The sequence below is a fragment of the Amycolatopsis sp. DG1A-15b genome, from assembly GCF_030285645.1.
GTDB lineage: Bacteria > Actinomycetota > Actinomycetes > Mycobacteriales > Pseudonocardiaceae > Amycolatopsis.
The window spans coordinates 1,225,705-1,239,670 of sequence record NZ_CP127296.1 but is presented as its reverse complement, the minus strand read 5'-3'; the positions used below and the strand labels follow the sequence as shown (position 1 = coordinate 1,239,670).

General features: G+C 73.2%; 9 protein-coding genes. 6 read left to right on the top strand and 3 right to left on the bottom strand.

Annotated features, from left to right (window positions below):
• Positions 1 to 36: 36 nt before the first annotated feature.
• Positions 37 to 1,155 carry a substrate-binding domain-containing protein gene (locus tag QRY02_RS05730; protein WP_285990446.1) on the bottom strand — a complete coding sequence of 373 codons (1,119 nt, stop codon included), beginning with the start codon at positions 1,153 to 1,155 and terminating at the stop codon, positions 37 to 39.
• Entirely contained in the window at positions 1,155 to 2,969 is a 1,815-nt protein-coding gene (locus tag QRY02_RS05725; protein WP_285990445.1) for a heparinase II/III family protein, read from the bottom strand. The genes QRY02_RS05730 and QRY02_RS05725 overlap by 1 nt, the downstream gene beginning before the upstream one ends.
• Positions 2,970 to 3,076: 107 nt before the next feature.
• On the opposite strand from QRY02_RS05725, the gene QRY02_RS05720 reads away from it, so the two are divergent.
• From QRY02_RS05720 to QRY02_RS05695, 6 genes are all read left to right on the top strand, one after another.
• On the top strand, positions 3,077 to 4,393 hold the full coding sequence (locus QRY02_RS05720; protein WP_285990444.1) for an ABC transporter substrate-binding protein: 1,317 nt from the start codon (positions 3,077 to 3,079) through the stop codon (positions 4,391 to 4,393).
• Entirely contained in the window at positions 4,393 to 5,325 is a 933-nt protein-coding gene (locus tag QRY02_RS05715; protein ID WP_285990443.1) for a carbohydrate ABC transporter permease, read from the top strand. Before QRY02_RS05720 ends, QRY02_RS05715 begins: the two co-directional genes overlap by 1 nt.
• A gap of 104 nt (positions 5,326 to 5,429) precedes the next feature.
• Entirely contained in the window at positions 5,430 to 6,239 is an 810-nt protein-coding gene (locus tag QRY02_RS05710; protein ID WP_285990442.1) for a carbohydrate ABC transporter permease, read from the top strand.
• Positions 6,236 to 7,249 carry a hydroxyacid dehydrogenase gene (locus QRY02_RS05705; protein ID WP_285990441.1) on the top strand — a complete coding sequence of 338 codons (1,014 nt, stop codon included), beginning with the start codon at positions 6,236 to 6,238 and terminating at the stop codon, positions 7,247 to 7,249. The genes QRY02_RS05710 and QRY02_RS05705 overlap by 4 nt, the downstream gene beginning before the upstream one ends.
• Positions 7,246 to 9,201, top strand: coding sequence for a DUF2264 domain-containing protein (locus QRY02_RS05700; RefSeq protein WP_285990440.1), 1,956 nt, complete (start codon positions 7,246 to 7,248; stop codon positions 9,199 to 9,201). Before QRY02_RS05705 ends, QRY02_RS05700 begins: the two co-directional genes overlap by 4 nt.
• Before the next feature lie 125 nt (positions 9,202 to 9,326).
• Entirely contained in the window at positions 9,327 to 13,043 is a 3,717-nt protein-coding gene (locus QRY02_RS05695; RefSeq protein ID WP_285990439.1) for a glycoside hydrolase family 2 TIM barrel-domain containing protein, read from the top strand.
• Between the two features lie 66 nt (positions 13,044 to 13,109).
• Here the strand turns inward: QRY02_RS05695 and QRY02_RS05690 are convergent, their stop codons facing one another.
• Positions 13,110 to 13,952 (bottom strand): NAD(P)H-binding protein, encoded by an 843-nt coding sequence (locus tag QRY02_RS05690; RefSeq protein ID WP_285990438.1) that lies wholly within the window; start codon positions 13,950 to 13,952, stop codon positions 13,110 to 13,112.
• Between the last annotated feature and the right edge of the window lie 14 nt (positions 13,953 to 13,966).

Sequence of the window (13,966 nt, the reverse complement as noted above, 5' to 3'; positions counted from 1 at the left end):
GCCGCAGGCGCTCCCGGGCGCGGCCACCGAGCCACCTCAGTGCGGCGCGGATTCCGGGGTGGCTTCCGGTGCGCTTCCGCACGATTCGCGCACCACGAGCGTCGGCCAGAGCTGCAGCCGGTGCACGGGCCGCTCGGTCGTGTCGGCGAGCCGGGCCAGCGCGAGTTCGGCGGCCACCGCGCCGAGCCGGTGCTTCTGCGGGCACACCGCGGTCAGCGGCGGGTCGGACGCCGCCGCGACCTCGTCGTCGTAGGAGACCACCGCCAGCTCGCCGGGCACCGCGATGCCGCCGTCGCGCGCCCGTTCGATCAGGCCGATGGCCTCCCGGTCGGCGTGCACGAGCAGCGCCCGGACGCCGGCCCGGCGGCAGCGGTCCAGCAGCGCGTCGTACTCCCGCGCCCAGCCCGGGGCGCCGTAGGCCGGGACGTCGAGGTCCAGCGCCGTGGCCGCGTCCAGGCCCAGGGAGCCGATCGTCTCCCGCCAGCCGGTGCGCACCGCCGGGCTGTGCGGGCTGGACCGCGACGTGACCAGCCCCACCCCGCGGTGACCGAGGGAAACCAGGTGCCGGACGGCCAGACCCGCGCCGAGCGCGTGCGCCGTGGTGGCCGCGTCCAGCGCCAGCGTCGGCAGCTCCGGCGGCGGCAGGCGTTCGACGAGCACCACCGGGACGCTCAGCGACCCCAGCCAGCGCAGCAGGTCCAGCGCGCCGCGCCCGCTGGTGGCCGGGGCGACCAGCAGTGTCTGCACGCCGCGTTCGAGGAGCTTGGTGATCTGACGGCGGTCCTCGGCCGCGTCGTAGCTGGACGCCCGCAGGACGAGCCGGCCGCCGGTGGCGGCCACCGCGGACTGCGCACCCTGGACCACCGTCGGCCAGTAGTACTCGACCGACGGCGCGACCATGCCGACCAGCGCGCCGTGCGCGGCCGGGCCGAACGCCGAAGCGGCGCGCCCCGGCTCGTGGTGGCCACCGCGGGGCCGGGTCAGCGTGACCCCGCCGTGCACCCGCGTCAGCAGCCCGCGGTCGGCCAGTTCGGTGACGTCCCGCCGCACGGTGACCGCGGTGACGCCCAGCCGCTCCACCAGCTCGGCGAGCCGGACCGCGCCGTGCTCGCGCACCACCGAAAGGATCAGCTGGTGCCGTTCGGAGGCGAGCATCACCGGACCTGCTCCAGCCGGACCCGCGCGGGGCCCTCGCGCACCAGCAGGGTGAGCCGGCCGAGGTGCGTCCCCCAGGAGGCCCGCAGCAGGGGATCGTCCAACGGCCGCCGCTCGAGTTCCGCGGTGGTGTGCCGGGAGTCCCAGCTCAGCCGCAGCACCCGCCGCCCGCCCCGGGACACGAACGCTTCGCCCTCTCCCAGCTCGACGTCACCGGCGAGGACGTGCCGCAGCCGGACCGGCCGGACCGAATCGTCGTCCTCCACCAGGACGTGGGCGCGGGGTTCGCGGACCAGCCGCACCGAGCGGGTCCAGCGCGGCACCCCCGGGTAGGCCCCGGCGAGGTCCGCGGCCAGCGTGGCCGCGGACGCGGTGAGCTCGACCCGGACGTCTCGCGCCCCGCGGTCCTCCCCCGGTTCCTGCGCGACGCCCGGCTCGGGGACGTTGTGCCACTCGCTGCGCAGCGCCCAGGCCCGGTACCGGTCCGGTCCGAAGCTGGCCGCGGTGTAGGTCGGCTGGCCCACGTCGGCCACCACCGGCACCCCGTCGACCGCCACCCAGTAGGACCCGACGTCGAGGTGGTTGTGCCGCTCGCCGTTGTGCCCGGCCTTGGCCGCCGAGGTCAGCCCGCACGGCGAGCCCGCCGTCTCCCGGGCCACGAGCACCTGCACCCGCGGCAGCCACTCTTCGCGGGCCAGCCAGCTCGCCGCGGGCTCCTCGGCCGTCGCCTTCCGCCAGTCCGGGTCGGCCAGGCCGGCCAGGGCGCGGCCCAGCCCGGCCGACGGCCAGACCAGCCGTCCGCTCGCGCGCGCCCGGCTCACCGCGTGCGCCCGGACGTCGTCGTCGCCGAGCCGCTCGCCCCACCGGTGCAGCACGTGCCACGGCTGGGCCGGTGACAGGCGGGCCGGGGCGTCCCCGGTGTTGACGTACGCGTCGCCGCCCAGGTGCATGCGGTGCGGAAAGCGGATCAGCGGCGCCAGTACGGGAAGCCGTCCCGCGTCGGCTCCGGTCGCGCCGGCCAGCAGGTCGAGGCACTCCAGCAGCCGGCAGGCGCCGTGCCACCAGTAGGCGACGCCCTCGTCGATGCCGCCGTCGTCGGGCAGCACGGCGACGTAGTGGTCGAGGCCTTCGACGACCAGCCGCACGAGCCGCAGGCGCCGTTCTTCGTCGTCGACGAGCAGGAGCGCGGCGGTGAGGACGGCGCTGTGGATCCACGGGTTCCAGTTGTGCGCGTCGCCGTCCAGGCCGAGCCAGTGCCAGTCGCGGATCCGCTCGAACGGCGTCAGGACGCGGAGTTCGACCTCCCGGCGCAGACGCTTGCGCAGGCCCGGGGCACGGACGTCGAAAAGCGGGCCGAGGACCTGGTCGGCCCAGGCGAACAGCGACGCGACTTCGGCCGCGCCCAGGTCGAGGAACGGGTCGTCGGGATCGGCGAGCACCTCGCCCCGGGCGGCCGCGTGCCGGTCGTGCGGCGCCCAGCACCAGGTGGTCGCCTCGGCCAGCGCCACCAGGCCGTCGATCGCGCCGTCGAGGAACGACGTCTCCTCCGGGGCCGCCAGCACCGCGGCCAGCACGAGCGTGGTGACGCGTTCGCGAAGCTCGCGGGCGGCGTCTTCGTAGTCGGTCCGGACGCCGTCGCGGAACGTCCGGGCCCACGCCGTGGCCGTCAGGACCGGCCCCGGCCGCGCGAGCAGGGCGCGGGCGTCCGCGAGCACCGGACCGCCGTCGGCCGCGTCCCAGACCGCCCGGTCACGCACGTCCGGGAAGGCGGGCCGCACCACCGGACGGCCGTCGAAGAGCGAGCGCAACACCACGGTGTGTTCCTTCGCTTCTGATCGTTTGTGATCGGTTTTGACCTGAATTGTTGACTCGAACTATGACACAGCCCGACAGTGACAGCCATCACTTCGACGGAGGAGCAATGACGCTTCCGGAATCGGCGGGCCTCAACCGCCGGACGTTCCTCTCGGCCACGGCCGCCCTCGCGGCCGGCGGCCTGATCGGCGGCTGCGCGTCGTCGACGACCACGGCCTCCGGTGCCACGCGGGTGCGCATCTGGTCCTGGCTCACCGGCATGGACAAGTACGTCGCCGGGTTCAACGCGGCGCACCCGGACATCACGGTGGAGCTCAACGTGATCGCGGCCGGCCTGAAGGGCGGCTACGCCCAGCAGACCAACGCGTTGCGCGCCCACAACGCCCCGGACATCCTGCACGCCGAGTACCAGGGCCTGCCGCAGCTGCTCACCACGGGCGGCCTGCGGGACCTCACCGACGACCTCGCGGACCTGGAGCGCGGCTACTCCCCCGCGGCCTGGCAGGGCGTGCGGCCCGGCGGCCGCACCTGGGCGGTGCCGATGGACCTCGCCCCGATGGTGCTCTACTACCGCAAGGACCTGTTCGACCGGCACGGGATCGCGGTGCCGCGCACGTGGGACGAGTTCCGCACCGCCGCGCAGGCGGTGAAGAAGGCCGACCCGGCGGCGCGCGTGACGACGTTCCCGCTCAACGACGGCTCCTTCTTCGCCGGGATGTGCTGGCAGGCGGGCGATCCGTGGTGGCGGGTCGACGGCGGGTCGTGGCGGGTGAACATCAGCGGCGAAGGCACGCTCCGCACCGCCGACTACTGGCAGGGCATGATCCGCGACGGCCTGGTCGCCACGGCCCCGACCGGGGACCAGGACTGGATCGGGGCGATGCACACCGGCCGGCTCTGGGGCCTGCTCGGCGCTTCCTGGAGCGTCGGCTCGCTGGTGAAGTCCATCCCGAAGGACAAGGACCGGTGGGCGGTCACCACGATGCCGACCTGGGACGGCGTCCCGGCCAACGGCGTGCAGGGCGGCAGCGCGTTCGCCGTCTCCGCCGAAAGCGAGGTGCCCGAGGCCGCCGTGAAGTTCCTGCGCTGGCTGAGCACCGACCCCGCCGTCGCGAAGATCGGCACGACGTTCACCACGCCCTTCCCCAGCTACCTGCCGAGCCGGGACGTCGCCCGGCAGGCCTACAAGGGCGGGTACTTCCTGGGCGCCCCGGTGTACGACGTGCTCGACGAAGCCGCCCGGCGCGTCCCGGACTGGACGTGGGGCCCCAACGCCCTGCGGATCTTCTCCACCGTCGTCGACCGCATGAGCGGGGTGAAGACCGGCGGCACGACCCTGGCCGCCGCCGTCCGGCAGACGCAGGCCGGCGCCGTCGCCGAGCTGCGCGAGCGGGGATTGACCGTGCTGGAAGGGAAAGCCTGATGACCGTCCTCACCCCCGAACGCGCCGCGAGCGTGCCGGCGCCCGCCCGCCCCGGTGCCACGGCGCAGGGCCGCCGTGGCCGCGGCCGCGCCGGTCTCGTGCTGGCGGCGCCGTTCGCGATCCTGCTGACGGCCACCGTGCTCGTCCCGATCGGGTACGCGCTCTACCTGAGCTTGTTCACCGATCGCTTGTCCGGCTTGGGTTTCTCCGGCCCGCGGCAGGCGTTCGTCGCGCTCGGCAACTACGCCGATGTCGTCACCGACAGCGCGTTCCACGCCAGCCTCGGCAACGTGGCGCTGTTCGTCGTGGTCCACATCCCGATCATGCTCGGCCTGGCCCTCCTGCTCGCCCTGCTCATCGACTCCGCCGTCGTGCGCCTCAAGCGGGTCTGGTCACTGGCGGTCTTCCTGCCCTACGCGGTGCCGACCGTGATCACCGGGCTCATCTGGGCCTACCTCTACAGCCCGAACTCGGGGCTGACCGCGCTGCTGCCGTTCGACCCGCTGGGCAAGACCGGCATCCTGCCCTCGATCGTGAACATCGCGACCTGGCAGTGGGTCGGCTACAACATGATCATCTTCTACACGGCGCTGCAGGCCGTCCCCCGTGACGTCCTCGAAGCCGCGCGCGCCGACGGCGCCGGGGGCTTCCGGACGGCGTGGTCGGTCAAGGTCCCGATGATCCGGCCGACCCTGTTCGTCGCCCTCGTGTTCACCGTCATCGGGTCTCTGCAGCTGTTCACCGAACCCCTGGTGCTGCGCGGGTTCACCGGCTCGGTGACGAGCACCTGGTCCCCGAGCCTCTACGTGTACGAGGCCGCGTTCATCGCCAACGACTACGGCCGCGCCGCCGCCGCGTCCGTGCTGCTGGCCGTCGTTTCCGCCCTGCTCTCGGCGCTGGTCATGCGCCTGTCCGCCCGGAGGTCCCGGTGACCCTGTCCCCCGCCGCTGCGACATCCGAGGCTTCGCCTCGGGCCGGGGGCTCGGCCACCCGGAACCCCCGGAAAGCAGGTTCGCGGTGGACGTCACGCACGGTCGTGCACGTCCTGCTGGTGCTGGCCGCCCTGTACGCGGTCCTGCCGCTGGTCTGGCTGGTCACCTCGGCCACCAAGTCCGTCGGCGACTTCTCCACGACCGGCGCGTTCGAGTTCGGGCAGTGGAACCTCGGCAGCAACATCGGCGCCCTGTTCACCCAGGAGAACGGGGTCTTCCTCGCCTGGATCCGCAACTCGCTGCTCTACGCCGGCCTCGGCGCGGTGCTCGGCTCGCTGATCTGCGCCGCCTGCGGGTACGCGATCGCGAAGCTCGACTTCCCGGGCCGCCGCGCGCTGTTCGCGGTGACGCTGACCGGGGTCCTCGTGCCGACCACCGCACTGGCCCTGCCGCTGTACCTGCTGGCCTCGCAGCTGCAGGTGGTCGGCACGTTCTGGGCGGTGTTCATCCCCCTGCTCACCAACCCCTTCGGCGTCTACCTCGCCCGTGTCTACGCCGAAGCCGCGGTGCCCGGCGAGGTGCTCGAAGCGGCCCGGACCGACGGCGCGGGCGAGCTGCGGACGTTCTTCACCATCGCGCTGCCGATGATGCGGCCCGGCCTGGTCACCATCTTCCTGTTCCAGTTCGTCGGGATCTGGAACAACTTCTTCCTGCCGCTGGTGATGCTCACCGACCCGAAGCTGTTCCCGATGAGCCTCGGCCTGTACCAGTGGAGCACGCGCGTCACCCAGTTCCCGCAGTACAACCCGCTCGTCATCACCGGCTCCCTGCTGGCCGTGCTGCCACTGGTCGTGGCGTTCGTCCTGCTGCACCGGCAATGGCGGTCCGGGCTGGCGGCGGGCAGCGTCAAGTGACCCGCCGCCCGGAGACCCTGCTGGTGATGGCGCGGGACACGAGGGAACTGCAGTTCGGCGCCGCCGAACTGGCCCGGCTGCGCGCCACCGCCCGGCTCGGTGAGCCGCTGTGCACCGACGAACTCGCCTCGGCGCCGGTGCGCGCGCGGCTGGCCGAGGTGGAGGTGCTGATCACGTCGTGGGGCTGTCCCCCGCTCGACGACGCGGTCCTGCGGGCCGCGCCGCACCTGCGGGCGGTGCTGCACGCGGCCGGCAGCGTCCGCGACCACGTCGGCGCGGCGGTGTTCGACCGCGGCCTGCTGGTCACCACCGCCGCCGACGCCAACGCCGAGCCGGTCGCCCAGTACACCCTGGGCGCGATCCTGTGGGCGTTCAAGAAGGTGCCGTTCCTGGCCGCCGACGCCCGGAAGTTCCGCGAGGACTGGAGCTACCGCGACCAGCGGGGCGAGCTGTCCGGCCGCGACCGGACGGTGGTGCTGGTCGGCTTCTCCCGCGTCGGCCGCCGGGTCGCCGCGCTGCTGCGGCTGCTGGACCTGGCCCGGGTGCTCGTCGTCGACCCGGTGGCCGACGCGAGCGAGATCCGCGCGGCCGGGGCCGAACCCGCACCGCTGGCGGAAGCCCTGCCCCAAGCGGACGTGCTGAGCCTGCACGCACCCTCGCTGCCGGAAACGCGGCACATGATCGGCGCCGCCGAGCTGGCTGCCCTGCCGCCCGGCGCGGTGCTGATCAACACCGCACGCGGCGCCCTCGTCGACACCGCGGCCCTCGAGCACGCCTGCGCCGCCGACGGCCTGCACGCCGTCCTGGACGTCACCGAGCCCGAGCCGCTGCCCGCCGGGTCCCCGCTCTACGACCTGCCCAACGTGGTGCTGACACCGCACGTGGCGGGCTCGCTCGGTTCGGAGACCCGCCGGATGAGCGCCGAGGCGCTCGGCGAGCTCGAGCGCTACGCCGCGGGCCTGCCGCCCCGGGCCCCGGTGACCCGGCATTCCCTGGCCGTGCAGGCATGACCGCCGTCGAGGACCGGCGGCTGTCGCCGTACACCGGCTGGACCCGCGCGCACTGGGCGGCGTACGCGGACCGGCTGCTCGCGGCGGCCGGGAAGCACCGCTCGCCGGCGGGTGCCCGGATCGACCTGCCCGGGCCGGCCAGCCGCAACGGGCGCGTCTCGGACGGCCTCGAAGGGTTCGCCCGGACGTTCCTCATCGCGGGCTTCCGCGTCGCCGGGGAGGGCGGCGCGGATCCGGCCGGTCTGCTGGAGCACTACGCGCGCGGGCTGGCCGCCGGGACCGATCCGGCGTCACCCGAGGCGTGGCCGCGCCCCGACGAGCTCGGTCAGTCCAAAGTGGAGGCCGCGTCGATCGCGCTGGTGCTGCAGCTGACCCGGCCCTGGCTGTGGGACCGGCTCGACGACGCCGTCCGCGACCGGGTCGTCGCCTGGCTCGCGACGGTGATCGGGCAACCCTACCCGCCGATCAACTGGGTCTGGTTCCGGATCGTCGTGGAGTCGTTCCTGCGCGAGGCGGGCGGGCCGTGGTCGGCGGCGGATGTCGAGGAGGACCTCGCCGTGCACGCGTCGCTGCGGCGGCCGGGCGGCTGGCTCAGCGACGGCGACGAGCGCGCCTACGACCACTACACGGGCTGGGCCCTGCACCTGTACCCGCTGCTGTGGACGCACCTGTTCGACGTCACCGGCACCCTGTGCCCCGGCTCGCTGCGGCACCAGTGGGGCGCGGACCTCCGGGGCTACCTCGACGACGCCGTGCGGCTGGTGGGCAGCGACGGCTCACCGCTGCTGCAGGGCCGCAGCCTGGTCTACCGGTTCGCGGCCGCGGCACCGTTCTGGGTCGGCGCCCTCACCGGGACGTCCGGGCTGTCCCCGGGCCTGACCCGGCGGGTGGCCGGCGGGATGGTCCGGCACTTCGCCGACCGCGGCGCGCCCGACGGCCTGCTGGACCTCGGCTGGCACCACGCCTGGCCCGCGATGCGCCAGGCGTATTCCGGGCCCGGATCGCCGTACTGGGCCGCCAAAGGCTTGCTGGGACTGGCCCTGCCCGCCCACCATCCCGTGTGGACGGACGTCGAGGAGCCACTGCCGATCGAGACGGGGGACGTCGCCCGCGTCGTCCCCGCGCCGGGGTGGCTGGTTTCGGGACGGCGTCGCGACGGCATCGCCCTGGTGGTCAACCACGGCACGGACCACGCGCACCCGGAGGACCAGCGCGCCGACGCGCCGCTCTACGCCCGGCTCGGTTATTCGACGGCGACGGTCCCCCCGCTCGGTTCCGCCGTCCCCGACAACACGGTGGTCGTGCTGGACGCGGACGGCCGCGCGAGCCACCGGGCGGGGTTCTCGACGTGCTACGCGATCGAGCTGCCGGGCGGGGTGCTGGCGGCCGCGTCCCAGGGCCGGGTCCGCTGGGTGGACACGTCCGGCGACGACTCCCCCGACCACGGCTCCGGCCGCGGCGGGCCGGTGGTGCCGGGGCCGGTCCTGACGGTGGCTTCCGTGGTGCGGCGGGGCGTGGAGGTGCGCCTCGCGCGCCTCGACGACGTCGACGATCCGGTCCGTCCGCACCCGGATGCAGTGCATGACTCGTTCACCGCGCTGCGGCTGAGCGGATGGCCGGTCTCGGGCGACACGCCGCCGGAAACCGGGACGGCCTCGGCACGGACCCCGGAGCTGCGGTCGCAGGTGCGGCCGCTGCGCGGCTTCACCACGGCGGACGTGGCGGTCGAGTCCGGCGTCTCGCCCCTGGGCGAGTGGACCGCGACCCCCTTCGTCGCGACCGACGGGCCGCCGGAGCCGGGAGCCGTGTTCGCCGCGGTCGTGGTCCTGGACCGCGGCGGCCCGGATGACGCCGACCCGTCCCTGGCGGTCGCCGCGGACGGCGGCCAGGTCACCCTCACCTGGCCCGACGGCGTCACCGCCGAAGTCCCCTTGCCCGCAGCCACCTCCTGAAGCGCCCTGTTCCGCACCAAATGTCCTATTGACCTCCTCCGGCGCATCCTGTTCCATTTTGTTGGGTTCTGCCCGGGTCTTGTCGGAACATGGAGGTTCTTCCCGTGCGGCTGCGCACTCTGAGTGTGGTTCTGTTGGCTCTCGCGGGGACCCTGGTGCCCACGAGCCAGGGCAACGCTGCTGTCGACGACGTCTACGCCTACCTCGAAGACCCGCGGAAAGTCGGCGAAGGCCAGGAGCCGCCGCACGCGTTCCTCGCTCCGCACGCCGACGTCGAGTCCGCCGTCCGGGGACGGGAACAGACGCCGTTCACCAAGACGCTCGACGGCAAGTGGCGGATCGCCATGGCGGACAACCCCGCCCAGGTGCCCGCGGGCTTCCACGCCGCCGGGTACGACACGTCCGGGTGGCGCGAAGTCTCCGTGCCGCACACCTGGCAGACCGACGGCCTCGACCACCCCGTCTTCCGCAACATCGCCACCGAAATCCAGCCGGACGCACCGCCGAAGGTGCCCCGGGACGTCAACCCGACCGCGGCCTACACCCGCGACTTCGACCTGCCCGCGGACTGGGCCCGGCGGCACACCTCCCTGCGCTTCGACGGCGTGACCTCGGCCTACTTCGTCTGGGTCAACGGCCGGTACATCGGCTACGACCAGGGCGGCTACACCCCCGCGGAATTCGACATCTCCGCCGCGCTGAAACCTGGCCGCAACCGGCTCGCCGTGCAGGTGCACCGCTGGAGCGCGGGCGCCTACCTCGAGGACTACGACCAGTGGCGCTACGCCGGCATCTTCCGGTCCGTGACCCTCACCTCGACCCCCGCCACGAGCGTCCGGGACGTCACGCTGCGGACCGACCTCGACGCGGCCTACACCGACGCCGTCCTCTCCGCCGCCGTCGAGGTCGCGCACAAACCGGGTGGCACCACCGGGAAGCACACCGTCGGGCTCAGCCTCCGCGACGCCGCCGGCAAGGAGGTCGGTGCCACCAGCCAGGACGTCGAGGTGAGTGACACCGGCGCCGCGGTCACCCTCACCCTGCCGGTGCGGAACCCCGCCAAGTGGACCGACGAGACGCCGAACCTGTACACGGCCGTGCTGACCCTCACCGGCCCGGACGGCAAGACCACGCACATCACCCGCGAAACCACCGGCTTCCGCGAGCTCGAGATCCGCGACAAGCAGCTGCTGGTCAACGGCAAGCGCGTGCTGTTCAAGGGCGTCAACCGCGCCGAAACCGACCCCGATCACGGCCGGCACGTGCCGCGCACGGCGCAGGAACGCGACGTGGCGCTGATGGAGCAGCTCAACGTCAACGCCGTCCGCACGTCGCACTACCCGTCCGACCCGTACTTCTACCGGCTGGCGGACGAGCACGGCCTCTGGATCGACGACGAGGTCGACATCGAGACGCACAACCACGAGAACTGCGCCACCTGGTGCCAGGCGAACCAGCCCGAGTGGCGTGACGCGTTCCTCGACCGGCTGATCGGCATGGTGGAACGCGACAAGAACCACCCGAGCGTCTTCCTGTGGGACACCGGCAACGAAGCCGGCCTGGGCGCTCACCACTACGCGATGGCGGACTGGCTGCGGGCCCACGATCCGACGCGCCCGATCTACCACCAGTCCAACAACCCCGACGGCGACGCCCCCTTCGCGGACGTCTGGGGCCCGCGGTACCCGTCGCCGGAGAAGTTCGCCGACCAGGCGAAGAAGACCACCAAACCGCTGATCTTCGGCGAGTACGCGCACGCGATGGGCAACAGCCTCGGCAACTTCCGCGAGTTCTGGGACATCATCCGCGCCAACCCGCAGACCCAGGGCGGGTTCATCTGGGACTGGGCCGAGCAGAACATCCGGCAGCCGGTCCGCACGGTCCCGGACGTCTCCGGGCACGGCATTTCCACCCACCTCTCCGGCGCGGCGAAACTCGTCGACGGCCACCGCGGGAAGGCCCTGGAACTGTCCGGCCTGGACGACTTCGCCGAGGTCTACCGCGACCGCAGGCTGGACCTCACCGGGACGGCGCTGACGCTGGACGCGTGGGTGAAGCCGGGCAAGTGGACGGGCGAGTTCCCGATCATCACCAAGGGCGACCACCAGTACTCCCTGAAGATGAAGAACGAGACGACCCTCGAGTTCTTCGTCCACAGTGGTACGTGGATCCCGGTGCAGGCGCCGGTGCCCGCGGACTTCTCCGGCAACTGGCACCGCGTCAGCGGCACCTACGACGGCGCCACGCTCCGGCTGTACATCGACGGCCGGGAGGTCGCGCAGAAGGCGTTCAGCGGCCGGATCGACACCTCGTCGGCCGAGGTGAACATCGGGCGCGACTTCGAGACGTCGTGGAACGACCCCTCGACCATCGGCTTGCTGGCCCGGGGCGTGGTGGACGACGTCCGCATCCACGACCGCGCGCTCACCGCGGCGGAGCTCGCCGGTCCGGCGCCGGCGCCGGGCGCGCTGCTGGCGCTGGACTTCGACAGCGTGACCGAGCGGGGCACGTACCTGTCCTACGGCTCCAGCCTGTCCGGAGTGGACGGACTGATCGGCTCGGACCGCAAGCCGCAGCCGGAAACCACGCAGCTGGCGTGGGCGCACCAGCCGCTGCGGTTCGCCTACGCCGACGGCGTGCTGTCGGTGACGAACGAACGCCAGTTCAGCGACACCGGCGACGTCGACCTCAGGTGGCGCGTCACCGAAGGCTCGAAGACGATCAAGGGCGGTGAGCAGCACCTGCGCGTCGCGGCGGCCACCACCGGCCGGATCCCCTTGCCGGTCAAGGCTGGTGAGCGCGAGCGCTTCCTCACGGTCGAGGCGGTCGTCAAGTCGACGCGGCCGATGCTGCCCGCGGGGCACGTCCTGGCGCACGACCAGTTCTCGCTCGGCGGCACGCGGGTGCCCGGCCTCGACCGGGCCCCGCTCGACTGGGGCCTGGTGACGGCGCGGGAGACCGCGGACGCGGTCACCGCCCAGGCCGGCCCGGTCGCCTACCGGGTGGACAAGCGCACCGGGACGCTGTCGTCGATGCAGTCGTGGGGCCGGGAACTGCTGGCGAGCGGGCCGAAGCTCGACGCCTGGCGCGCCCCGATCAGCAACGAGACGTTCGCCTGGGGCCGGGCCGAGGGCGAAGACTGGCGCAAGCTGGGGCTCGACCGCCTGCGGACCACCGTCTCCGGAGTCCGCGTGGAACGCGCGGGCGGCAGCGTCAGCGTCGTGGTGGACAGCCGGGTGGCCGCACCGGACGTGGCCGGCGCCTGGTTCGACCAGACCATGACCTACACGGTGGACTCGGCGGGCGTGCTGCGCCTCGGCCACAAGGTAACGCCGCAGGGCACCGTGCGCACCCTGAACTACCTGCCGCGCATCGGGGTGTCGCTGGGTGTCCCGGACAGCTTCAAGCAGTTCGCGTGGTACGGCCGGACCGCCGAGAGCTACGCCGACCGCAGGGACGGCACGCCGATCGCGGTGAACAGGTCCACTGTGGACGAGCAGTACGTGGACTACCACCGCCCGCAGGACCACGGCAACCACACCGACACCCGCTGGGCGCTGCTGACCGACGGCCGGCTGTCGGGGCTGCTGGTCAGCGGGGTGCAGGACGTCAGCGTCACGCCGTACGACGACCTGGACCGGGCGGCCTACCCGTTCCAGCTGCAGCGGAACCCCGGCTGGTTCACGCTGCACGCCGACCACGCGGCCACCGGCGTCGGTGACACGCCGAACCCGGTGCGGGAGAAGAGCCAGGTGGCGGCGGACACCACGTACGAGTACACACTGTCGATGCGTCCGCTGAGCCTGACCGAAGCGTGGGCGGGCCTGCCCGTGGGCGGCTGAACCGGGTTCGCACGGACGGAGAAGCCGCAGCGGGGGCAGTCCCCGGTGCGGCTTCTCGGTTCGGGCTCAGCGGCCGAAGGCGGCGGCGTTGTCGCGCGCCCACTCGGCGAAGGTGAGCGCGGGCCGGCCCAGGAGTTCTTCCACGGTGCCGGTCGTGGGACCGGGGCGCTCGCTGTAGTCGGCCAGGGAACCGAGCAGGCGGGCGGGGACCTCGTCGGGTAGTCCCTGCGCGAGCATGCCGTGGCGCACCTGCTCGGGCGGCAGTTCCTGAAAGGACAGTGCCCGCCCGGTGGCGGCCCCGATCAGCCGCACCTTCTCGTGCTGGTCCAGCGACTGCGGCCCGGTCAGGGTGTACACCGACTCCGCCGGGGTGGTGCCGCGCAGAGCTCGGACGGCGACCGCGGCGATGTCGGCTTCGTGGATCGGCGAGCTGGCGGCCCGGCCGTACGCGCCGCGCACCACGTCGCCCGCCTTGAGCTGCGGCACCCAGGCCAGCGCGTTGGCGGCGAAGTCGGCCAGGCGCAGGACCGTCCACTCCAGACCGGAGCGGGTGACGAGGTCCTCGGCGGCCCGGAACTGAGCGGCGAAGCGGGCTTCCCCCGCGGGGTGCTCCACAGTGGTGGCCGACAGGAGTACCACGCGCCGCACCCCTTGCTTGACGGCCAGCTTCAGCAGCTCGCCGAGGCCGGGGCCGGTGGCGCGCGGGCTGATCTGCACGGCTTCGACCCCCTCCAGCGCGGCCTCGATCCACTGTGGATCGAACAGGTCGCCCCGGACGACTTTCCCGTTTCCGGATTGCGCGGCCTCGTCGAGGCCGCGGGTGACGGCGGTGACGGGAATACCCTCGTTCGAAAGCATTTTCTGCACCTGGCGTCCCACGACGCCGTTGGCTCCGGTGAGCAGGATCACGGTGGTGGCTCCCT